The sequence below is a fragment of the Martinezella miluonensis genome, assembly GCF_900094545.1.
Classification (GTDB): Bacteria; Pseudomonadota; Alphaproteobacteria; order Rhizobiales; family Rhizobiaceae; genus Rhizobium; species Rhizobium miluonense.
In genome coordinates this window covers 49,520-68,563 of sequence record NZ_FMAH01000016.1, presented here as the reverse complement: position 1 = coordinate 68,563, position 19,044 = coordinate 49,520, and the positions used below count along the sequence as shown (strand labels likewise).

Here is a 19,044-nt window from a genome sequence, read left to right as displayed (position 1 = left end):
ATCAGCCCTTGACTGCCTTCACGATCTTCTGGGCGGCATCGTCCAGGTCATCTGCGGAGATGACGTTGAGACCGGATTCGTTGATGATCTTCTTGCCAAGCTCGACATTGGTGCCTTCAAGGCGAACGACGAGCGGAACCTTCAGACCGACTTCCTTGACGGCTGCAAGCACGCCTTCGGCAATGACGTCGCACTTCATGATACCGCCGAAGATGTTGACCAGAATGCCCTGGACAGCCGGATCGGCAGTGATGATCTTGAAGGCGGCCGTGACCTTTTCCTTGGTAGCGCCACCGCCGACATCGAGGAAGTTCGCCGGCTCAGCACCGTAGAGCTTGATGATGTCCATAGTCGCCATGGCAAGACCGGCGCCGTTGACCATGCAGCCGATATTGCCGTCGAGGGCGACATAGGCGAGGTCATATTCGTGCGCCTGGATTTCCTTTTCGTCTTCTTCCGACGTGTCGCGGAGCGCGCGGACGTCTTCATGACGGAAGAGGGCGTTGCCGTCGAAGGAAACCTTGGCGTCGAGGACGCGCAGGTGGCCGTTGGTCATGACGATCAGCGGGTTGACTTCGAGCAGCGCCATGTCCTTCTCGACGAAGGCCTTGTAGAGAATCGGGAAGAGCTTTGCGGCGTCTTCGCGAGCAGCCCCTTCGAGCTTCAGCGCGTCGGAAAGGGCGGCAGTGTTCGCAGCCGTAACACCCGTCGCCGGATCGATGGCAACGGTGATGATCTTTTCCGGCGTATCGTGTGCGACGGTCTCGATGTCCATGCCGCCTTCGGTCGAAACGACGAAAGCAACCTGGCCGACGGAACGGTCAACCAGGATCGAGAGATACAGTTCGCGGTCGATATCGGCGCCGTCTTCGATGTAGAGGCGGTTGACCTGCTTGCCGGCCGGGCCGGTCTGCTTTGTCACCAGCGTGTTGCCGAGCATGTCCTTGGCGTTGGCGACGACGTCGTCAACCGACTTGGCGAGACGAACGCCGCCCTTGGCGTCCGGGCCGAGTTCCTTGAACTTGCCCTTGCCGCGGCCGCCAGCATGGATCTGGCTCTTGACGACGTAAAGCGGGCCTGGAAGCTGCTTGGCAGCGGCGGCGGCCTCGTCGGCGGAGAAGATGGCAACGCCGTCCGCGACGGGTGCGCCATAGCTCTTCAACAGCGCCTTGGCCTGGTATTCATGAATGTTCATGGACTTATCCCTGTTGGAACGCGGAAATTACTTCAGCGACGGCGCGATCGTGGCGCAAGCTTCGCAGAGGCCGGCGACGGCCGCGACCGACTTGTCGAAGGCTTCCTTCTCGGCCTTGTTCAGGTCGATCTCGATGACACGCTCGATACCGCCGGCACCGATGACGGTGGGAACGCCGACATACATGTCCTTGACGCCGTACTGGCCGTCGAGGTGAGCGGCGCAAGGCAGAACGCGCTTCTTGTCTTTGAGGTAGGATTCGGCCATCGCGATGGCCGAAGCGGCCGGAGCGTAATAAGCGGAACCGGTCTTGAGCAGGCCGACGATTTCGGCGCCGCCGTCACGGGTGCGCTGGATGATTTCTTCGAGGCGCTCGCTGGTGAGCCAGCCCATGGTGACGAGATCCGTCAGCGGGATGCCGGCAACGGTGGAGTAGCGAGCAAGCGGAACCATCGAGTCGCCATGGCCACCGAGAACGAAAGCGGTGACGTCTTCGACGGAAACGTTGAATTCCTTGGCGAGGAAGAGACGGAAGCGCGACGAGTCGAGCACGCCGGCCATGCCGACGACCTTGTTGGCCGGGAGGCCCGAGAACTTCTGCAGCGCCCAGACCATGGCGTCGAGCGGGTTGGTGATGCAAATCACGAAAGCATTCGGGGCATACTTCTTGATGCCGGCGCCGACCTGCTCCATGACCTTGAGGTTGATACCGAGAAGATCGTCGCGGCTCATGCCCGGCTTGCGGGGAACGCCGGCGGTGACGATGCAGACGTCGGCGCCTTCGATCGCGGAATAGTCGCTGGCACCGGTGAGGTTGGCGTCGAAGCCTTCGACCGGAGAAGACTGGGCGATGTCGAGACCCTTGCCCTGGGGGATGCCGTCCGCGATGTCGAACAGGACGATGTCGCCCAGTTCCTTCAGGCCGGCGAGATGCGCCAGCGTGCCACCAATCATGCCAGAACCAATAAGTGCGATCTTGTTGCGCGCCATTTCGGTGTATCCTTTGCGATCAAAATCCGTGGCGGGACGCCGAGCAAGGCATCCACAATAGCCGCCAATCGCATAGACCCAAAGGCGGAAATTGGCAATTGATTATTTTGAGAGCAGCGATTTCAATCGGTTAGATCGAAAAATTCTTACGTAAACGTAAGTCATCATGTCACCGAAATGTTATTCGGCGGCCCGTCTTGCCGGAGTCTGTGCAAGATACTCGGCGCTGCGCATCTCGAAAAGCCGCGACGCCGTGCGGTCGAATTCGAAACCTTCCGTCCCTCGCCGCACCTCCAAGAGATGCTCCGGCATGGCGGCCGCAGACACATAAAGGCGGATGCAGTGATCGTAGAGCGTGTCGATGAGGATGATGAAACGCTTCGTCTGGTTGCGCTTTTCCGGCCCTAACATCGGCACTCGATCGAGGAAGATCGTGTCGAAGCGTTCGGCGATGGCGAGGAAATCGGCAGGCCCCAGCGGTGCCTCGCAGAGATCGGCGAAGGAGAACCGCGCCATGCGGTCGACCGCGAGCGGCACATGGATGGAGCGCCCCTTCATCGGAATCTCCATCGGCTGTGCCTTGCGCCCATGCAGCGCCTGCACCCAGGACGCATCCATCGCCATATCGGTGCGCTGGTCGAGCGGCGTCAGATAGACGGGCTGGCTGTTCAGTTTCTCCATGCGGTAGTCGGTCGGCGAATCCAGCGTCACCACATCGACATGGCGCTTCAGCAGATCGATGAAGGGCAAAAACAGGCTGCGATTGAGCCCGTCGCGATAGAGATTGTCCGGCTCGACATTCGAGGTCGCGACCAGCACGCAGCCCAGCGAGAACAGCTCGGCAAACAGCCGCGACAGGATCATCGCATCGGCAATGTCGGTGACGGTGAACTCGTCGAAACAAAGCAGCTCGGCTTCGGCGTAGAGGTCAGCGGCAACGGGCGGCAGAGGATCGGTCTGCTTGGTCTCGCCGTTCTTGAATTTCCGCCGCTGAGCCGCGATGCGATTATGCACATCGGTCATGAACTCGTGAAAATGCGCCCGGCGCTTCTTCTGGCAGGGCGCCATAGAGAAGAACATGTCCATCAACATGGTCTTGCCGCGTCCGACGCTGCCGTGAATATAGAGACCTTTGGTCGCCTCGACCGACTTTCTGCGGGCGGCAAACATCCAGCCGAGCGCGCTGGACTTGGCGGCAGGCCGCTTCCGCTTGAGATCGGCAAGCACGCGATCGAGCATTTTCGCCACATCCATCTGCGCCGAATCCACCTGCAAGGATCCGGATGCCGTCAGCGCCTTCAGATGTTCGCAGACGCTGATCGAGTAGTCTGGCATGGGCTGCATGGGGAAATATCCGCCTGTGCAAATGGGGGCGCACGCAAGCGGTGCAGCCCCTTAAGATAAGCTTATCGGCTGAGGCTGAGCGGCTGACCGGACGCGGTCGAGCCATCAAAGCGCGAATCGGCCGTCTTGTAGATCGTGCCGATCGTGGAGCCGTCGCGATTTTTCAGGAGAACCTGCTTGCCGGAAACTTCCCACGAACCCATCGCGGTGAGTTCGCCCGAGCAACCGCGCGTACCACCGCGCGAGCCGCTACCGAGATTGGTGAGCGTCAGGAACATGTCGCAGCTCGATCCGCCGTTGCTCACCTTCCAGCTGCCGACCATCGATTCCTTGGTAACGTCCATGGCGGAAGCGGCCATCGCCTGCTGCTGCTGCGGATTGCCTGCATTCGGGGCGCCCGTCGGTGCGGCCGGGAATTGCGAACCGTTCGCACCGCCTGCGGGAGGAAGCTGGCTGGATTGTACGGGATTAACAGGCTGGGCCTGCAGTGGCGGGGCTGAATAACTGTCGTTGTATGCCGTGCGCTGGCAACCGGCAAGCGACAAACCTATCGCCGCAGCCGTCACTGCATATCTGAACTGCATCATCACACTCCTAATTATTTGTCCACCGCTGACACTTGCAAAGTGATGCTCAATGACGTGGGAATTATCGTATTTCACTTTGGTTAATCAAGTCGATACCGCCATAAATTGCCACAAGGCCATAGCTGGACAAGAATCGGGTGGTTTCAAGGCTTGATCTGGCAAACCTTACGCAAACAAAATCGGAAGACGAATTCAGCATCTTATGGTCATCCCAGCCAATCTAGCAGGACTGCGATCCGGCCTCGCCTCGCAGACGGATCCGAATGCGAGGCAAACCCAAACGGCGGGTTAGATCCGCCGCTCGACCATCATCTTCTTGATTTCGGCAATTGCCTTTGCCGGGTTCAGACCCTTCGGGCAAGTCTGGGCGCAGTTCATGATCGTGTGGCAGCGATAGAGGCGGAAGGGATCCTCGAGGTTGTCGAGGCGCTCGCCCTTGGCTTCGTCTCTGGAGTCGATGAGCCAGCGATAGGCCTGCAGCAGGACGGCCGGACCGAGATAGCGGTCGCCGTTCCACCAATAGCTCGGACAGGAGGTCGAGCAGCAGGCGCACAGGATGCACTCGTAGAGACCGTCGAGCTTCAGGCGGTCTTCATGGCTCTGCTTCCATTCCTTGGCCGGCGGCGGCGATACCGTCTTCAGCCAGGGCTCGATCGAGCGATGCTGCGCGTAGAAGTTCGTCAGATCCGGCACGAGGTCCTTGACGACGGGCATGTGTGGCAGCGGATAAATCTTCACCGTGCCCTTGATCTCGTCCAGACCCTTGGTGCAGGCGAGCGTGTTCGTGCCGTCGATGTTCATCGCGCAGGAGCCGCAAATGCCTTCGCGACAGGAGCGGCGCAGCGTCAGCGTCGGATCGATCTTGTTCTTGATGTAGAGCAGACCGTCGAGCACCATCGGGCCGCAATCGTCGATATCGATATAATAGGTATCGATGCTCGGATTCTGGCCGTCATCCGGGCTCCAGCGATAGACGCGGAATTCGCGCGTATTCTTGGCGCCAACCGGCTTCGGCCAGACCTTGCCTTCGCGCATCTGAGAGTTCTTGGGGAGAGCGAGTTCAACCATGGTCAGTTCCTCTCAGATCAGTACACGCGTGCCTTCGGCTCGATCTTGTGCGGATCGATGCCTTCGGCGATCAGGTCGGTGTGAACGGGACGATAGTCGAGCTTCACGTCGCCGGCGTCGTTGACCCAGGCAAGCGTATGCTTGCGCCAGTTGTCGTCGTCGCGACCGGCGAACTTGCCCTCGGTGTAATCCTCGCGGGCATGCGAGCCGCGGCTTTCCTTGCGGGCCTCGGCGCCGTAGATCGTCGTGATGGCGTTGGCCATCAGATTGTGCAGTTCGAGCGTCTCGACGAGGTCGGAGTTCCAGATCAGCGAACGGTCGGTGACCTTGATGTCGGGCAGGTCCTTCCAGATTTCCGAAAGGCGGCGGCAGCCGGACTCCAGCGATTCCTGGGTGCGGAACACGGCGGCGTCTTCCTGCATGGCGCGCTGCATCTTCTCACGCAGCGCCGCTGTCGGCGTCGAGCCGCTGGCGTGACGCAGGCGATCGAAGCGATCCATGATCTTGTCGCAGGCTGCAACGTTAACCGCCGGCACCGGACCATCGCGGTCGATGACCTGACCGGCGCGGATGGCAGCGGCGCGGCCGAAGACGACAAGGTCGATCAGCGAGTTGGAGCCAAGGCGGTTGGCACCGTGCACCGAGGCGCAGCCGGCTTCGCCGACGGCCATCAGGCCTGGCAGGATGCGCTCGGGATTGTTGCTGTCGGCGTTCAGCACTTCGCCCCAGTAGTTCGTCGGAATGCCGCCCATGTTGTAGTGAACGGTCGGCAGCACCGGGATCGGCTCGCGGGTCACGTCGACGCCGGCGAAGATGCGGGCGCTCTCGGAAATACCCGGCAGGCGCTCGTGCAGCACGGCCGGATCGAGATGGTCCAGATGCAGGAAGATGTGGTCCTTGTTCTTGCCGACGCCACGGCCCTCGCGGATTTCCAGCGTCATGCAGCGCGAAACGACGTCACGCGAGGCAAGGTCCTTGGCCGAAGGAGCATAGCGCTCCATGAAGCGCTCGCCTTCCGAATTGACGAGATAACCGCCTTCGCCGCGTGCACCTTCGGTAATCAGGCAGCCCGAACCGTAGATGCCGGTCGGATGGAACTGCACGAATTCCATGTCCTGCAGCGGCAGGCCGGCGCGGGCCACCATGCCGCCGCCGTCGCCGGTGCAGGTATGGGCCGAGGTCGCCGAGAAATAGGCGCGGCCGTAGCCGCCGGTCGCCAGCACCACCATCTTGGCGGCGAAGCGATGGATCGTGCCGTCATCGAGGCACCAGGCGACGACGCCGGTGCAGCGGCTGCCATCGTCGGACATGATAAGGTCGAGCGCGAAATATTCGATGAAGAATTCAGCGTTGTTGCGCAGCGACTGGCCATAAAGCGTATGCAGGATGGCGTGGCCGGTACGGTCGGCCGCCGCGCAGGTGCGTTGCACCGGCGGTCCTTCGCCGTAGTTCTGCATGTGGCCGCCGAACGGGCGCTGATAGATCTTGCCTTCTTCGTTGCGCGAGAAGGGCACGCCGTAGTGCTCGAGTTCGTAGACGGCCTTCGGCGCTTCCATGACCATGTACTGCATGGCGTCGACGTCGCCGAGCCAGTCGGAGCCCTTGACGGTGTCGTAGAGGTGCCACTGCCAGCTGTCGGGCGTCATGTTGCGCAGCGAGGCGGCAATGCCGCCCTGGGCGGCGACGGTATGCGAACGGGTCGGGAAGACCTTGGTGATGCAGGCGGTGCGGAAGCCCTGTTCGGCCATGCCGAGCGTGGCGCGCAGGCCGGCGCCGCCGGCGCCGACGACGATCACGTCATAGGAGTGATCGACGTACTTATAGGCTTTCCCATTTTGAGCAGGCCCATTCTGAGCGGATGAGTTCGGTGCCATGATGCATTTATCCTACGAACGCGATCTTCAGAATGGCGAAAAGACAGAGCCCCGCCAGAATGACCGAGAAAAACGTGTTGAGCATGAGAAGGACGATCTTGCCGAATTCGCCGTGCACATAGTCCTCGATGATGACCTGCATACCGAGCTTCATGTGAATGATGCCGGAGATCACCATCAGGCCCATGATGACCGCGACGATCGGGTTCGACAGCGCGTGCACGACTTCCGCGTAGGGCGCGCCGGCATAGATCAACAGGAAGATGACGAAGAAAATGAAGAGCGGAACGTTGGCGACGGCGGTCAGGCGCTGGCGCCAGAAATGATCGGTGCCTTCCTTGGCGGAACCGAGACCGCGGACTTTGCCCAAAGGGGTGCGCATATCCATGAGAAATATCCTCTAAAGCATAATCCCGAAAGGCATCCCTGCGCTTTCGGAAACGATCATGCCAGTTCAACCCAGCCGGATGGCGATGCCGATGACCCAGACCAGTACGGTCAGACAGATCGAGGCGATGATCGTGATCTTGGCCATCTTCGTCGAAACGGCAGGGTCGAAACCATAGCCGAGATCCCAGACGAAATGGCGCATCCCGCCGAGCATGTGATGCAGCAGCGCCCAAGTATAGCCAAACAGGATGATCCGGCCGACGATCGTGCCCATGATCCAGTTGACCAGGTCGAAATAGCCCTGACCGGTCGCAGCGGCAATCAGCCACCAGGCAACCAGCACCGTGCCGAAGTAGAGCGCGCCGCCGGTAATACGGTGGACGATCGACATGACCATGGTGGGAATGGGTTTGTAGATTTGCAGGTGCGGCGACAGGGGCCGGTTTTGTGTGACGTTCGCCATCAGAACCTCGCGGCGTTACGATACGCTGAGAACCCGGATCTCCGGGGCAACGCGCGCACAGGGACGTGCAGTGTGCGTTGCATCATTGCGACCATTAATCGCCGAAATGCCTATCGACAAGCACTATTGATGCCTGCATCGAATTTAATCGATTCGGATCGCGCTGCACTTTAGCGAGCATGCAGCGACGGACTCCTCATTCCGGGCTATTTACCATTTCATCAACCCTGACGTGGACTTCGAGCCGTTCTTGGGGCAATCTGCCGTTAAGATTTCATTAACGGATGGAAACGGGACGAATCATGAGGCCGCATCTTTTCAAGGCAGCAGCGCTCGTTTTGACGGCAGCCGCCGCTTTTTCCTCGACATCGGCGCTCGCAGGCGAATTTCGCCACTGGCGTCACCACGATCGTTCAGGCCTCGTGCGCCTGGCGCAGATATCGTCTCCGCAGGGCTTCGGGCAACAGCAACCGGCCAGAATCATCCTTATGGAGCGGCATGAGGCCGCAAGCGCCGGCACCTATGCCGGCACTGCGGACGTCTATCAGGCCAATGGCGGCACCTATATTGTCGGCTACGGTGGCTACAATCCCTATGCGCGTCCTGTCGCAGTACAGCCAAGGCCGCGCGCCAAGGTCATCAATGTCCGCTACGCCGCCGATCCCTGCTCGCATGAAGCCGGCGTCTGCGTGATTCGGCCCTAACGCCGTCCGATCCAAGCCAGGAAAGTTGCGTCGCGGTTTTCCGCCCAGAATGCTGCGAAAGCGATTGCACGACGCTTGACCGCTCTACCCGGCGAGAAATCGCCAGACGGTCGTCTTCTTGACCTCGCTATCCTCCAGTGCCCGCGTGACCGGCACCTGATAGGTCGCCTTTGCCTCGAGGCGATCCTTGGGAAGATAGGCCCGGCCGGGATCGCCGACCAGAGCGGTCCTCCCTTCGCCCGCCAACCGGCGCAGCCAGGGAACGAGGCTTGCAGCAAAATCGCGATCGTAGAAGACGTCACCGGCGAGAATGACATCCGTCTCCACAGCACGGCCGATAATATCGTCGCCGGAAAACTCCAGATCGACGCCATTTTCAACGGCATTGAGCTGGATTGCCGTGCCCGCCCACGGATCGATATCGACGGCAAGCACATGGCTTGCCCCTGCACGCCTGGCCGCGATGGCGACAAGCCCGGAGCCGCTGGCAAAATCCAGAACGGTTTTGCCCGTCACGGTCTCCGGATGATCGAGGATGTAGCGCGCCAAACCCTGGCCACCCGCCCAGGCAAAGGCCCAGAAGGGCGGCGGCAGACCGATCTCTTCCAGCTCCTCCTCGGTCTTCAGCCAGAGTTCATGGGCTTCGCTCGCGAGATGCAACCGGATTTCCGGCACATGCGGCGGCGCCATCAGGCTGGTGTTAGCACGGATAAAGCTTTCCGGATCGGTTTTCACAACGTCCTTCAGCCGGGTTAGACCGGCGGGTTGTCCAGACCGCCCATGCGGCAGACTTCGAGCCATTCCTCATCCGTCACCGGCTGCACCGAAAGCCGCATGGAGGTGACCAGCGCCATTTGCGAAAGCTTCGGATTGGCTTTGACGTCCTTCAGGGACACGGGCTTGGGCATGTCGCGGACGGCGCGGATGTCGACGCATTCCCAGCGAAGATCGTCCTTGGCGGTCGAATCCGGATGCGCCAGCGCGCAGACTTCGACGATGCCGACGACCTCGAGCCCATCATTGGAATGATAGAAGAAGCCCTTGTCGCCGATCTGCATGGCCCGCATGTTGTTGCGGGCGAGATAGTTGCGCACGCCGGTCCACTCGGTCCCCTTGTCGCCGGCATCCTTTTGCTGCTGCCAGGACCAGGAGGCCGGTTCGGATTTATAAAGCCAGTGCGCCATTCCTCATGCCTCCGGATTGTTGAAGACCCAGTTGAACGGCTTGATTTCGACGCTCTCGAACAAGCCGGCCTTGGTATAAGGGTCGGCATCCGCGATCGCGACCGCCGCTTCGACGCTATCGACCTTGACGACCACCAGACTGCCGTTCGGCTTGCCTTCGGCATCGAGGAACGGACCTGCCATCTTCAGCGTGCCTTCGGCATTGAGCTTGTTCAGATACTCCAGATGCGCCGGGCGCGTCTCCATGCGGACGTTCAGGTAACCGGGCTTGTCCTTGCAGACAAAGGCGAACAGCATGACTTAATTCTCCCAAGGAAATCGAAATCTATCGACGATGACGGATAAAGGTTCAATCGCCCCAGGTCATCACATTTCTGCGCGAAGGGGATTGATGATATCGAGGCCCCAGAAGTCGGCTTCATTACCCGTGGCGATAGTGCATTCGTTCGCGATTGCGGCAGAAGCGATCAACATGTCCATCGGGTCACGCTGCCTTCCCACCGCCCTGCCTTCGGCCATAAGCTGCGCCCAAATCAAAGCGGCATTCTCATCAAAGGGAAGAATGCGGCCTGCAAAATACGCTTGAGGTCCCTGACCGCCGAGAAACCATGCCTCAAGATCATCACGCTTGCGTCCCACCGGCATGATCAGGATGCCACGCTGAATTTCAGCGATCGTGGACGCTGCGATGAAAAGATCGTCATCCAGTTGAGCCTCGAACCATCGCACGAGGTTAGGCGACGGTTCGGGTTTGATCGTGTTGCTGATGATATTGGTATCGAGCAAATAGCGGGTCAAAGATCGATCTCGCGCACCTTGCCCTTAACCCTTTCAAGATCGATATCGGTCCCGACAAGGGGCGAGCTGCGTAGCCAGGCGTAAACGCCGCCTTTTTTCGGCGGGTCTCCTGAAACGGTCTTGGTCAGTACATCGCGAAGTCGGGCCGATTCAGTTCCGCCTTCTGCCAATCGCCGTGCCATCTCTCTAATAAGAGTACGGTCGGCATCAAGCCCGAGCACCTCGAAGCGAGCGAGACCGCGCTCTCCGAGACGAGAACGGTAGTTCTGAATTGCGCGCTTTTGCGAGTTACTCATAGCCGCTCCCTGTATATCCAGTAATATATCCAGGGCGACGCCGACATTCAAGCTATTCCGTGGTAATCGGCCGCGTCATCAATTGCCCGATGGCGGCTGTTATGTCGAGCTTGCCATCGATGATGGCCGAAACTGCGTCGGTAATCGGCATGTCGACGCCGAGTTCGCCGGCGAGCCGCGCGGCGATGGAAGCAGCATAAGCGCCCTCGACCAAGGTGCCATGCGCCGGATCGACGGTGTCTCCCTGGCCAAGCGCGATACCGAATCTGAGATTGCGGGATTGATGGCTGGTCGCCGTCAGCACGAGGTCTCCGAGGCCCGAAAGCCCGCGCACCGTTTCCGCCTTGCCGCCCTTGGCCGCGACGAAGCGCGACATTTCGGCAAGCCCGCGGCTGATCAGTGCGGCGCGCGCAGAATCGCCGATGCCCCGCCCCTCGACGATGCCGCAGGCAATGGCCAGCACATTCTTCAGCGCGCCGCCGAGCTGCACGCCGATACGGTCATCCGATGCATAGAGACGGAAGGTCGGGCCGGAAATTGCCTGGGCAAGCCTTTCGGCCACGGCCATGTCGGCAGCGGCGATCGCCATGGCCGTCGGCAGGCCCTTGGCGATATCGGCGGCAAAGCCCGGCCCGGAGAGCACGGCGATCGCATGCTGCGGCAGCTCGCGCTCCAGCATGTCAGTCAGAAGATCGCCGGAAAGCTTGTCGATACCCTTGGCGCAGGTAACGACGATGGCATCCTTGGCGAGATAAGGTCCATAATGCCGGGCAGCATCGGCCTGCGCCTGCGAGGGCATGGCGAAAAGGACGATACCGGCATTGGAAACGGCATCCGCATCGGCCGAGAACTGCAGCGAATCCGGAAGCTCGATCCCGGGCAGAACGGCATCATGCATGCGATCGGCGGCAAGATCCGTCATCAGCCCCGCATTGCGCCCGACGAGCGTCACGTCGCTGCGGCCGGTCAGCGCGATGACGGCCGCGAGCGCCGTGCCGAAGGCACCTGCACCGATGACTGCGATCCTCTCATTGCCGCTCATGCCTTCGCTCCTCGTTTGCCGTGGCCCAGTAGGGTTTCAGCCTTCTGATCCAGCGGCCAGCGCGAGCGCGGCTGCACATCGAGATCGTCAGGAGCAACACCCGTCGCCATGCGCTCGAGCCCCGCCCAGGCGATCATGACGGCATTGTCAGTACACAATCTCAATGGCGGCGCGATGAAACGAAAGCCATTAGCATCGCAAAGCTCCTGCAGCGTGCGGCGCAGTTCGAGATTGGCGGCAACGCCGCCGGCCACGACAAGCGACGGCTTTTCCGCCGTCTTGGGAAACTCCGTCTTGAAGCGCTGCAAGCCGCGGCCGATCCGGTCCTTCAACGTGCGCGAGATCGCCTTCTGGAAGGAGGCGCAGATATCGGCGATGTCCTGCTCCGTCACCGGCGCGATTGCCGTAGCCGCCTGTCGCACGGCCGTCTTCAGGCCGGAAAAGGAAAAATCGAGGCGCGTTTCGCCGACCAGCGGTCGCGGCAGATCGAAGCGGTCCGGATTGCCGTTCTTGGCGGCTGCCTCGACCGCCGGGCCACCAGGATAGGGCAATCCCAGAAGCTTGGCCGTCTTGTCGAAGGCTTCACCAAGGGCGTCGTCGATGGTCGTGCCCCAACGCTCATATTGGCCGACGCCGCGCACGAGGATAAGCTGGGTATGGCCGCCGGAAACGAGCAGCATGAGATAGGGAAAGGCTAGCCCGTCCGTCAGCCGCGCCGTCAAGGCATGGCCTTCCAGATGGTTGATGGCGTATAATGGTTTGCCTGTCGCACGCGAGATCGCCTTGCCGGTCATCAAGCCGACGAGCAGCCCACCGATGAGACCGGGACCGGAGGTGGCGGCAATGGCATCGACGTCCGAGAGCGACACATTGGCGCGTTTCAATGCTTCGTCGATCAGCGTATCCAGCGCCTCGACATGCGCCCGCGCAGCGATTTCCGGCACGACGCCGCCATAGGCGCTATGTTCGTCCAGCTGGCTGAGGACGACATCGGAACAAACCGTGGGCGTGCCGTCATCCCGGCGTTCGACAATGGCTGCAGCGGTTTCGTCACAGCTTGTTTCGATGCCGAGAATACGAAGAATGGACGCCATGGAGAAAGTTCGTTGCCTACAGGTCGATTGCGATAAAGCGGAAATATGGTTACGGGAACTGTCGGTAACAACGGATCAAAGCGGATGCAAACAAAACCTTTCCGGATCGGCACGCGGGGCAGCCCGCTGGCGCTCGCCCAGGCGCACGAGGCGCGTGACCGCCTGATGGCAGCGCATGGCCTTCCGGAGGAGATGTTCGAAATCGTCGTTCTCACCACCAAGGGCGACCGCATCACCGACCGGTCGCTGGCGGCAATCGGTGGCAAGGGCCTGTTCACGGAGGAGCTCGAAGAAAAGCTGACCTCCGGCGAACTCGACTTTGCCGTGCACTCGGCCAAGGACATGGCGACGAAGCTGCCCGACGGGCTGGCGCTTAACGCCTACCTACCCCGCGAAGACATTCGCGATTCCGTCATTGGCCGCACAGCACCGAAATTGATCGACCTGCCGCACGGCGCAACCGTCGGCTCGGCCTCGCTGCGCCGCCAGGCGCTGGTCCGCCGCCTGCGCCCGGATATCAACGTCATCACCTTCCGCGGCTCGGTCCAGACCCGCCTTCGCAAGCTGGAAGAGGGACAGGCGGATGCGACGCTGCTCGCCGTTGCCGGCCTGAAGCGGCTCGGCAATGTCGAGGTCATCACCGAAATCCTCGATCCAGACGAATTCCCGCCGGCGCCGGCACAAGGCGCGATCACCATCGAAAGCCGCATCGACGACAAGAGGACGAGCGACCTGCTGGTCGCCATCAATGATGCACAGACCTTCGATGCTGTATCCTGCGAGCGCGCCTTCCTGGCGGCACTCGACGGTTCCTGTCGCACGCCGATTGCCGGCTACGCGATCTGCGAGGGGGATCATCTGCGGTTCTTTGGCATGATCCTGACGCCGGATGGCAAGCAGGTGCACACCACCACTATCGAGGGCCATCGCCGCGATGCCGAGGCGCTCGGCGTCAATGCCGGCCAGGCGATTCGTACCGAAGCGGGCAGCACCTTCTTCGAAGACTGGGTCTGACATCCAATGCGCGTCGTCGTCACCCGCCCGCTACTTTCGGGTGAACGCACCATCGGACGACTGGCGCGGATGGGCCACGAAGCATTGTTGCTGCCATTGGCAGAGCCGATCCATCATGTCGACGATGCGAGACGCGCACTCCTGGAAACCCGGGGCGCCATCGCCGTCACCAGCGCCGAAGCGGTTCGGGTTCTGGCCGCGTTGGGGGCCGATGTCGCACAGCACCTCGGCCGCCCGGTCTTTGCCGTCGGCAAGGTAACGGCCAAGGAGGCAGCCGCCCTCGGCTTCATCGATATTGCCGCATCGGAAGGCGGCGGCACCGAGCTGGCGGCTCTGATTTCCGGTCATGCGGCCAACCCTGCCGAAAGCCCCCTCCTCTATCTCGCGGGCCACCCCCGCGCTGCCGGTTTCGAAGCCGGATTGACTAAGCTGAAGCGACCTTTCCGCACGGTGGAATGCTATAGGATGCGCGATGTCATCCCCGAGGATGGTGCCCTTCGCCGACTTTTCGTCGACCCGCAGGCAGACGCGGTATTGTTTTATTCCCAGCAGACGGCGCAGCGCTTTTTCAGCTTGCCCTTCGTGCAGGAAAACCCAGCGATCTTCGCGGGGACACGTTTCCTCTGCCTGAGCGAAGCCATTGCCGAAGCGGTTCCGGCCGGCATGCGTCCACACATCGCCATCGCCGACACGCCGGATGAAGACCGACTTCTGGCGCTGCTTGTCGCAGGGTAAGGCCGCAATTTTGATCTAAGCTCTTTCCATAATCGCGTTGTCTGTCTAACTTCGTTGCAGCGCATGAAAAGAGGACCTCATGGTACCGGGAAAACCGCCTAACCATTCGAAGCCCAACAACGAGCCGGTCACGATCGATCTGGAAGCCGAAAAAACTGCGCAGAGCGCAGCCTCCGAGGATATCACGGAGCGCAGCCACGGCGAATTCGGCTCATCCTCCGCCAATGAAGTGGAAATGCCGCTCGAAACGGACAAGGAGCCGCTTCGCGAGGAAGCTCGGGGGTCGATCTTCGCCTCCGCCCCGGAAGAACAGCAAACGACGGCACAGCAAGCAAAGCAGGCGGAGCCTGCGCCTTCCGTTGCCGAGCGGCCACAGCAGCAGCTACGGCGTGAAGGTTCAACCTCCGGCCTGATCGCCGCCGGTATCGTCGGCGGCCTGATCGCACTCGTCGGCGCCGGAGCCCTGCAATATGCCGGTTTCCTGCCCGGCGGCCGCGCCGGCAAGGACGCATCTGCCGATATCACGGCATTGAATGCAGAAATCGACGGTCTCAAACACAGCATCGCCAATCTCGCCGCAGCACCTGCAGCAAAGCCGGACGAGGCGCTTGTCGCCCGCGTATCGGCGCTCGAGACGCGTGCTGCCGGCGCCTCTTCGGCAGGCGGATCAAGCGGAGCCGCAAATCCGGCTTCCGATCAGAAGATCGCTTCGCTGAGCGGCGAAGTTGAGCAGCTGAAAGCCGATCTCAGCAAGGCCACCCAGAGCCAGGCCACCTCCGATGCCGAAGTCAGCAAGCGTCTCGACAACGCCGAAAAGAAGCTGAGCGGGCCAAGCCAGGAAAGCGCCGTTGCCCGCGCTATCGCGGCGGCCGCCCTGAAGGCTGCGATCGATCGCGGCGGCCCCTTCCGGCCAGAACTCGATACCTTCGCCAATGTCGCGTCTGACGACCCTGCCGTCGCCGATCTCAAGAATTTCGCCCAGACCGGCGTTCCCTCGCGCGCCGATTTGATCCGCCAGGTCACCGATGTCGCGACCGCCATCGTCGCCACCGCGCAGAACGACAATCCGAACCAGAGCTGGAGCGATCGGCTGATGTCGAGCGCCAAGTCCCTGGTGCAGGTGCGCCCTGTCGGCAACTTCCCGGGCGACAGCGTCGATGCGATCGCCGCGCGTTTCGAAGACAAGGTGAAGAATGGCGATCTGCCGGGCGCGGTCAACGAGTGGAACAGCCTGCCCGATGCCGCCAAGTCGGCCTCCGCCGCCTTCAAGCAGTCGCTGGAAGCCCGCATCCGAGTTGAGGATCTGGTAAGCGATGCGCTGTCGAAGGCAATCGCCAATACCGGAAAGCAGAACTAGGGACGGAGCGCAGCAATGATCAGACTGCTTATCTTCGCCATTCTCGTCCTCGCTCTCGGCTATGGTTTTTCCTGGCTGGCGGATCGGCCCGGCGACCTCTCGCTGGTTTGGGAAGGCCAGCTTTACCGGACCAGATTGATCGTTGCCGCAGCGATCTTGATCGCATTGGTCGCGGCCGTCATGATCCTCTGGTGGTTCGTGCGGCTGATCTGGACTTCGCCACATTCCGTCACCCGCTATTTCCGCGCCCGCACGCGCGATCGCGGCTACCAGGCGCTGTCCACGGGGCTAATTGCCGCCGGCGCCGGCAATGCCCTGCTCGCCCGAAAAATGGCGGCGCGCACGCGCGGCCTGATCCGCGCCGATCAGGAGCCGCTCATCAATCTGCTTGAGGCCCAGGCGGCATTGATCGAAGGCAAACATGACGAGGCTCGTCAGAAGTTCGAGCTGATGGCGAACGATCCCGAAACGCGCGAGCTCGGTCTGCGCGGCCTCTACCTCGAAGCCAGGCGTCTCGGCGCGCATGAAGCCGCGCGGCAATATGCCGAGAAGGCGGCCGACCAGGCCCCCTACCTGCCCTGGGCGGCACAAGCGACGCTGGAATATCGCAGCCAGTCCGGTCGCTGGGATGATGCCATCAAGCTTCTCGACCAGCAGAAGGTTGCCCACGTCGTCGACAAGACCACGGCCAATCGCCAACGCGCCGTGCTTTTGACGGCACGCGCCAACGACAGACTGGAGAGCGATCCGGCCGGCGCGCGCGACGATGCGCTGGCTGCACTGAAGCTTGTGACCGATTTCGTGCCTGCGGCGCTGATCGCGGCCAGGGCCTTGTTTCGCGAGGACAAGGTGCGCAAGGCGGCGTCCATGCTCGAACAGGTCTGGAAGGCGGATCCAAATCCCGAGATCGGCAAGGCCTATGTGCGTGCCCGCAGCGGCGATTCCGTCACCGACCGCCTGAAGCGTGCCGAGCGGCTGGAAGCCATCCGCCCGAACAATGTCGAGGCGCTGCTGCTGACCGGAAAGGCGGCGCTGGATGCTCGCGACTTCAGCAAGGCCCGCGCCAAGGCCGAAGCAGCAGCCAGGATCGATGCCCGCGAGGGCGCCTTCCTGCTTCTGGCCGATATCGAAGAGGCCGAAACCGGCGATCAGGGGCGTATGCGCCACTGGATGGCGCAGGCGCTGCGAGCTCCGCGCGATCCGGCCTGGGTCGCCGATGGCTTCGTCTCCGAAAAATGGCTGCCGCTGTCGCCGGTCACGGGCCGCCTCGACGCCTTCGAATGGAAGGCGCCTTTCGACCAGATCGAGGGCCCGGTGGAAGAAGGTTCGGCCGTATCCGTCGATGCGGCGCTGAAATCGCTGCCGCCGGTACGCGAGACCGCAACCGTGGCCGAGACGGCGGCTTCACCGAAAGTTGCATCGCCAGCAACTAATACCTATGTCATGGAATTGGAACCGACGGCGGCGAAGTCCGCGCCGAGCGCGTCCGCTGCGTCGCGGCAGCAGATACAAAGGGAGCCGGAACCACGGCCCTTTTTCGGCGGTGCTCCCGACGACCCGGGCGTGAAAGATCGAAAACTTGAACCGGAACCCAAGACGCGGCTCAAGTTGTTCTAGAGTGCGGTACCCCAAGAACCCTACTCGGCTTGCTTTGAGAATGGATACGGATGTTCGAACGCTTTCAGGAATTCCTTCATAACCTGACCCAGGACCACCCCAAATCCGGCTTTGCACCCGACGACCCGCGCGTCGCAGTGGCAGCGCTCTGTATCCAGGTCATGGAGGCGGACGGCAAGATCGAGAACAGCGAGAAGAAGAGGCTGCGCAAGCTGCTGAAGAGCCAATATGGCCTCGAAGGCCGCCAGCTCGATGCACTGATCGCCGCCGGCCAAGAAGCCGAAAGCGAAGCCGTCGATTACTATCGTTTCACATCGGATCTGAAGCGCCATCTCGACAGTGCTCAGCGGCTCGAGCTGCTCGGCATACTCTGGGATATCGTCTATGCCGACGGCGAGCGTAGCGAGATGGAAGACCATGCGATCTGGCGCATTGCCGACCTCATGGGCATTTCCGATCGCGAGCGCATCATGAAGCGCCAGGAAGCAGCCGCACGCGTGCCCGGTTCCAGGGTGGAGACAGGCAATGATGATTGAAGCACCGAGGAGCGCCGGCCGACCGATATTGATCGTCCTGCACCAGGAGCGCTCCAGCCCCGGCCGTGTGGGCCAAATGCTGCTGGAGAAGGGCTACGATCTCGATATCCGCCGCCCGGTTCTCGGCGATCACCTGCCTTCGACGCTTTCGGCTCATGCCGGCGCCGTCATCTTCGGTGGCCCGATGAGCGCCAACGACCCGGAGGAGTTCATCAAGAGGGAGACCGACTGGCTGAAGGTTCCCCTCAAGGAGAACCGGCCCTATCTCGGCATCTGCCTCGGGGCGCAGTTGCTCGCCCGCCATCTCGGCGCCAAGGTGAAGGCGCGCGATGACGGCAAGACCGAGATCGGCTGGTATGCGCTTCAGCCGACGGAAAAGGGCCGGCTGCTGATGCGCTGGCCGCAGATGGTCTATCATTTCCATCGCGAGGGCTTCGAGCTGCCGCACGGCGCAGATCTGCTTGCCACGGCCGAGACCTACCCGAACCAGGCCTATCGCTATGGTGCCAACGCCTGGGGCCTGCAGTTTCACGCCGAACTCACGCGCGCCATGATGCAGCGCTGGGTCGTGCATGGCGAACATCGCTTCTGCATGCCGAACGCCCAGCAGGGCCGCGAGCATCTGGAAGGTCGGATGATCTTCGACGCCGCGCTCAGGGCCTGGCTGTCGGAATTCCTCGATCTCGTCTTCGAGGGCAAGCAGGCGATGGCTGCCTGAGGCGACGAAAACCTTAAATCGAAAGGGCCGCTTCCGGC

General features: G+C 61.6%; 22 protein-coding genes. 7 read left to right on the top strand and 15 right to left on the bottom strand.

Annotated features, from left to right (window positions below; translation table 11 throughout):
- Position 1: 1 nt before the first annotated feature.
- The 8 genes from sucC to sdhC all read right to left on the bottom strand — a co-directional run bounded on the left by sucC (position 2) and on the right by sdhC (position 7,911).
- Complete coding sequence (sucC, locus tag GA0061102_RS15045; RefSeq protein WP_092849724.1) at positions 2 to 1,195, bottom strand: ADP-forming succinate--CoA ligase subunit beta; 1,194 nt, start codon at positions 1,193 to 1,195, stop codon at positions 2 to 4.
- 27 nt (positions 1,196 to 1,222) lie between these two features.
- On the bottom strand, positions 1,223 to 2,185 hold the full coding sequence (gene mdh / locus GA0061102_RS15040; RefSeq protein WP_092849721.1) for a malate dehydrogenase: 963 nt from the start codon (positions 2,183 to 2,185) through the stop codon (positions 1,223 to 1,225).
- Between the two features lie 180 nt (positions 2,186 to 2,365).
- On the bottom strand, positions 2,366 to 3,529 hold the full coding sequence (gene zapE, locus GA0061102_RS15035) for a cell division protein ZapE (protein ID WP_092849720.1): 1,164 nt from the start codon (positions 3,527 to 3,529) through the stop codon (positions 2,366 to 2,368).
- 62 nt (positions 3,530 to 3,591) lie between these two features.
- Positions 3,592 to 4,113, bottom strand: a complete 522-nt coding sequence (locus tag GA0061102_RS15030; protein ID WP_092849983.1) for a protease inhibitor Inh/omp19 family protein — start codon at positions 4,111 to 4,113, stop codon at positions 3,592 to 3,594.
- 291 nt (positions 4,114 to 4,404) lie between these two features.
- Complete coding sequence (locus GA0061102_RS15025) at positions 4,405 to 5,184, bottom strand: succinate dehydrogenase iron-sulfur subunit (RefSeq protein WP_092849717.1); 780 nt, start codon at positions 5,182 to 5,184, stop codon at positions 4,405 to 4,407.
- Between the two features lie 17 nt (positions 5,185 to 5,201).
- A complete protein-coding gene (sdhA, locus tag GA0061102_RS15020) occupies positions 5,202 to 7,058 on the bottom strand; it encodes a succinate dehydrogenase flavoprotein subunit (RefSeq protein WP_092849712.1) in 1,857 nt (618 codons plus the stop codon).
- 7 nt (positions 7,059 to 7,065) lie between these two features.
- Entirely contained in the window at positions 7,066 to 7,446 is a 381-nt protein-coding gene (sdhD, locus tag GA0061102_RS15015) for a succinate dehydrogenase, hydrophobic membrane anchor protein (RefSeq protein ID WP_092849709.1), read from the bottom strand.
- A gap of 66 nt (positions 7,447 to 7,512) precedes the next feature.
- Positions 7,513 to 7,911, bottom strand: coding sequence for a succinate dehydrogenase, cytochrome b556 subunit (sdhC, locus tag GA0061102_RS15010; RefSeq protein ID WP_092849701.1), 399 nt, complete (start codon positions 7,909 to 7,911; stop codon positions 7,513 to 7,515).
- A 302-nt stretch (positions 7,912 to 8,213) separates the two neighbouring features.
- Here sdhC and GA0061102_RS15005 point away from each other — a divergent pair, with 302 nt between their 5' ends.
- Positions 8,214 to 8,615: a hypothetical protein gene (locus GA0061102_RS15005; RefSeq protein WP_092849698.1), complete on the top strand. Its 402-nt coding sequence runs from the start codon at positions 8,214 to 8,216 to the stop codon at positions 8,613 to 8,615.
- 84 nt (positions 8,616 to 8,699) lie between these two features.
- Here the strand turns inward: GA0061102_RS15005 and GA0061102_RS15000 are convergent, their stop codons facing one another.
- From GA0061102_RS15000 to tsaD, 7 genes are all read right to left on the bottom strand, one after another.
- Positions 8,700 to 9,350, bottom strand: coding sequence for a class I SAM-dependent methyltransferase (locus GA0061102_RS15000; RefSeq protein ID WP_092849695.1), 651 nt, complete (start codon positions 9,348 to 9,350; stop codon positions 8,700 to 8,702).
- 17 nt (positions 9,351 to 9,367) lie between these two features.
- Positions 9,368 to 9,799, bottom strand: coding sequence for an EVE domain-containing protein (locus tag GA0061102_RS14995; RefSeq protein WP_092849691.1), 432 nt, complete (start codon positions 9,797 to 9,799; stop codon positions 9,368 to 9,370).
- A gap of 3 nt (positions 9,800 to 9,802) precedes the next feature.
- The gene (locus GA0061102_RS14990; RefSeq protein WP_092849682.1) at positions 9,803 to 10,096 is read right to left on the bottom strand and encodes a YciI-like protein; all 294 of its coding nucleotides are present in this window, start codon (positions 10,094 to 10,096) and stop codon (positions 9,803 to 9,805) included.
- Positions 10,097 to 10,165: 69 nt separating this feature from the next.
- Positions 10,166 to 10,597 carry a PIN domain-containing protein gene (locus GA0061102_RS14985; protein ID WP_092849676.1) on the bottom strand — a complete coding sequence of 144 codons (432 nt, stop codon included), beginning with the start codon at positions 10,595 to 10,597 and terminating at the stop codon, positions 10,166 to 10,168.
- Positions 10,594 to 10,893, bottom strand: a complete 300-nt coding sequence (locus GA0061102_RS14980; RefSeq protein WP_092849974.1) for a hypothetical protein — start codon at positions 10,891 to 10,893, stop codon at positions 10,594 to 10,596. The genes GA0061102_RS14985 and GA0061102_RS14980 overlap by 4 nt, the downstream gene beginning before the upstream one ends.
- Before the next feature lie 52 nt (positions 10,894 to 10,945).
- A complete protein-coding gene (locus GA0061102_RS14975) occupies positions 10,946 to 11,935 on the bottom strand; it encodes an NAD(P)H-dependent glycerol-3-phosphate dehydrogenase (RefSeq protein WP_092849667.1) in 990 nt (329 codons plus the stop codon).
- A complete protein-coding gene (gene tsaD / locus GA0061102_RS14970; protein ID WP_092849658.1) occupies positions 11,932 to 13,029 on the bottom strand; it encodes a tRNA (adenosine(37)-N6)-threonylcarbamoyltransferase complex transferase subunit TsaD in 1,098 nt (365 codons plus the stop codon). Before tsaD ends, GA0061102_RS14975 begins: the two co-directional genes overlap by 4 nt.
- Positions 13,030 to 13,113: 84 nt before the next feature.
- Here tsaD and hemC point away from each other — a divergent pair, with 84 nt between their 5' ends.
- From hemC to GA0061102_RS14940, 6 genes are all read left to right on the top strand, one after another.
- Complete coding sequence (gene hemC, locus GA0061102_RS14965; RefSeq protein ID WP_092849655.1) at positions 13,114 to 14,043, top strand: hydroxymethylbilane synthase; 930 nt, start codon at positions 13,114 to 13,116, stop codon at positions 14,041 to 14,043.
- A 6-nt stretch (positions 14,044 to 14,049) separates the two neighbouring features.
- Positions 14,050 to 14,778 carry a uroporphyrinogen-III synthase gene (locus GA0061102_RS14960; protein WP_092849649.1) on the top strand — a complete coding sequence of 243 codons (729 nt, stop codon included), beginning with the start codon at positions 14,050 to 14,052 and terminating at the stop codon, positions 14,776 to 14,778.
- A gap of 79 nt (positions 14,779 to 14,857) precedes the next feature.
- Positions 14,858 to 16,135, top strand: coding sequence for a COG4223 family protein (locus GA0061102_RS14955; RefSeq protein WP_092849647.1), 1,278 nt, complete (start codon positions 14,858 to 14,860; stop codon positions 16,133 to 16,135).
- A gap of 15 nt (positions 16,136 to 16,150) precedes the next feature.
- Positions 16,151 to 17,752 (top strand): heme biosynthesis protein HemY, encoded by a 1,602-nt coding sequence (locus GA0061102_RS14950; protein WP_092849644.1) that lies wholly within the window; start codon positions 16,151 to 16,153, stop codon positions 17,750 to 17,752.
- Between the two features lie 50 nt (positions 17,753 to 17,802).
- Positions 17,803 to 18,288 (top strand): tellurite resistance TerB family protein, encoded by a 486-nt coding sequence (locus GA0061102_RS14945; RefSeq protein ID WP_092849640.1) that lies wholly within the window; start codon positions 17,803 to 17,805, stop codon positions 18,286 to 18,288.
- Entirely contained in the window at positions 18,281 to 19,006 is a 726-nt protein-coding gene (locus tag GA0061102_RS14940) for a glutamine amidotransferase (protein WP_092849966.1), read from the top strand. The genes GA0061102_RS14945 and GA0061102_RS14940 overlap by 8 nt, the downstream gene beginning before the upstream one ends.
- Positions 19,007 to 19,044: the final 38 nt, after the last annotated feature.

Bases quoted from the DNA above. Each gene is read 5' to 3' on its own strand.
- sucC (WP_092849724.1), bottom strand. From the start codon at position 1,195: ATGAACATTCATGAATACCAGGCCAAGGCGCTGTTGAAGAGCTATGGC.
- mdh (WP_092849721.1), bottom strand. From the start codon at position 2,185: ATGGCGCGCAACAAGATCGCACTTATTGGTTCTGGCATGATTGGTGGC.
- zapE (WP_092849720.1), bottom strand. From the start codon at position 3,529: ATGCAGCCCATGCCAGACTACTCGATCAGCGTCTGCGAACATCTGAAG.
- GA0061102_RS15030 (WP_092849983.1), bottom strand. From the start codon at position 4,113: ATGCAGTTCAGATATGCAGTGACGGCTGCGGCGATAGGTTTGTCGCTT.
- GA0061102_RS15025 (WP_092849717.1), bottom strand. From the start codon at position 5,184: ATGGTTGAACTCGCTCTCCCCAAGAACTCTCAGATGCGCGAAGGCAAG.
- sdhA (WP_092849712.1), bottom strand. From the start codon at position 7,058: ATGGCACCGAACTCATCCGCTCAGAATGGGCCTGCTCAAAATGGGAAA.
- sdhD (WP_092849709.1), bottom strand. From the start codon at position 7,446: ATGGATATGCGCACCCCTTTGGGCAAAGTCCGCGGTCTCGGTTCCGCC.
- sdhC (WP_092849701.1), bottom strand. From the start codon at position 7,911: ATGGCGAACGTCACACAAAACCGGCCCCTGTCGCCGCACCTGCAAATC.
- GA0061102_RS15005 (WP_092849698.1), top strand. From the start codon at position 8,214: ATGAGGCCGCATCTTTTCAAGGCAGCAGCGCTCGTTTTGACGGCAGCC.
- GA0061102_RS14995 (WP_092849691.1), bottom strand. From the start codon at position 9,799: ATGGCGCACTGGCTTTATAAATCCGAACCGGCCTCCTGGTCCTGGCAG.
- GA0061102_RS14990 (WP_092849682.1), bottom strand. From the start codon at position 10,096: ATGCTGTTCGCCTTTGTCTGCAAGGACAAGCCCGGTTACCTGAACGTC.
- GA0061102_RS14980 (WP_092849974.1), bottom strand. From the start codon at position 10,893: ATGAGTAACTCGCAAAAGCGCGCAATTCAGAACTACCGTTCTCGTCTC.
- GA0061102_RS14975 (WP_092849667.1), bottom strand. From the start codon at position 11,935: ATGAGCGGCAATGAGAGGATCGCAGTCATCGGTGCAGGTGCCTTCGGC.
- tsaD (WP_092849658.1), bottom strand. From the start codon at position 13,029: ATGGCGTCCATTCTTCGTATTCTCGGCATCGAAACAAGCTGTGACGAA.
- hemC (WP_092849655.1), top strand. From the start codon at position 13,114: ATGCAAACAAAACCTTTCCGGATCGGCACGCGGGGCAGCCCGCTGGCG.
- GA0061102_RS14960 (WP_092849649.1), top strand. From the start codon at position 14,050: ATGCGCGTCGTCGTCACCCGCCCGCTACTTTCGGGTGAACGCACCATC.
- GA0061102_RS14955 (WP_092849647.1), top strand. From the start codon at position 14,858: ATGGTACCGGGAAAACCGCCTAACCATTCGAAGCCCAACAACGAGCCG.
- GA0061102_RS14950 (WP_092849644.1), top strand. From the start codon at position 16,151: ATGATCAGACTGCTTATCTTCGCCATTCTCGTCCTCGCTCTCGGCTAT.
- GA0061102_RS14945 (WP_092849640.1), top strand. From the start codon at position 17,803: ATGTTCGAACGCTTTCAGGAATTCCTTCATAACCTGACCCAGGACCAC.
- GA0061102_RS14940 (WP_092849966.1), top strand. From the start codon at position 18,281: ATGATTGAAGCACCGAGGAGCGCCGGCCGACCGATATTGATCGTCCTG.